A 1,025-nucleotide genomic window follows, 5' to 3' on the forward strand; every position below is an offset into this window, starting at 1 on the left:
GCCGTGGGGACCCGCGGAGGGAAGGAAGGCGAGGGTGGGCGGCGGTCAGGCGGCGGCGCGCACGGCGGCCTCGGCCGCCCGGGCGATCTCCTCCGGCTGCGCCGCGAGGTCGACGACGACGCCGGCCTCGTCCCGCTGGAGCGGCTCGAGGGTGGCGAACTGGGAGTCCAGCAGCGAGCGGGGCATGAAGTGGCCCTTGCGGCCGGCCATCCGCCGCTCCACGAGGGCGCGGTCGCCGCTGAGGTGGACGAAGAACAGGCCGGGGCCCGCGGCCCGCAGACGGTCGCGGTAGGCCCGCTTGAGGGCCGAGCAGCTGACCACGCCGCCGGTGCCGCGGCGCTCGTGCGCCCAGGCGCCGATCAGGTCCAGCCAGGGGGCCCGGTCCTCGTCGTCCAGCGGGGTGCCGGCCGTCATCTTGGCGATGTTGGCGGGCGGGTGGAACTCGTCGCCCTCGGCGAAGGGGACGTCGAGGAGCTCGGCGAGCCGGCGGCCGATCGTGGTCTTGCCGGTGCCGGCGACCCCCATGACCACCACGACCGGTGGAACGGGCTGGGCGGGTTCAGGGGCCATGGTCTTCTCGCAGTCCTCGTCGACTCTCGTCTGCCGGGGGACACTGAAACCCATGTGATGTGACAAATTCAAGACCGCGAACCTAAAAAGTCTGACTTTTGAGGTGTGCGACATCCCATACCCTGATGCCATGACCGTCCAGGCCCGAGGGCTGCACGCACAGGTACTCGACCGCCTGGGGCCCGCGATCACCGCGGGGGAGCACCCGCCCGGCAGCGTGCTGCGCACCGACGAGCTCGCCCAGCAGTACGGGGTGTCGCGGTCCGTGATGCGCGAGGCGGTGCGGGTCCTGGAGTCGATGCAGCTGGTCGCCTCCCGCCGCCGGGTCGGCGTGACAGTGCGGCCGGTGGAGGAGTGGAACGTCTACGACCCGCAGGTCATCCGCTGGCGGCTGGCCGGCGCCGACCGTGCCCGCCAGCTGCGTTCGCTCACCGTCCTGCGCTGCGCCGTCGAGC

At 72.8% G+C, this 1,025-nt stretch carries 2 protein-coding genes; one reads left to right on the forward strand and one right to left on the reverse strand.

The genetic code is table 11. The features are described from left to right. Positions 1–45 precede the first annotated feature (45 nt). Entirely contained in the window at positions 46–570 is a 525-nt protein-coding gene (locus ACOV8S_RS24690; RefSeq protein ID WP_448320447.1) for a gluconokinase, read from the reverse strand. A 130-nt stretch (positions 571–700) separates the two neighbouring features. On the opposite strand from ACOV8S_RS24690, the gene ACOV8S_RS24695 reads away from it, so the two are divergent. Further along, a partial coding sequence (locus tag ACOV8S_RS24695; protein ID WP_448320390.1) for a FadR/GntR family transcriptional regulator occupies positions 701–1,025 on the forward strand: 325 nt, incomplete at its 3' end.

The organism is Streptomyces sp. CO7 (genome assembly GCF_053474865.1).

Bases quoted from the DNA above. Each gene is read 5' to 3' on its own strand.
- ACOV8S_RS24690 (WP_448320447.1), bottom strand. From the start codon at position 570: ATGGCCCCTGAACCCGCCCAGCCCGTTCCACCGGTCGTGGTGGTCATG.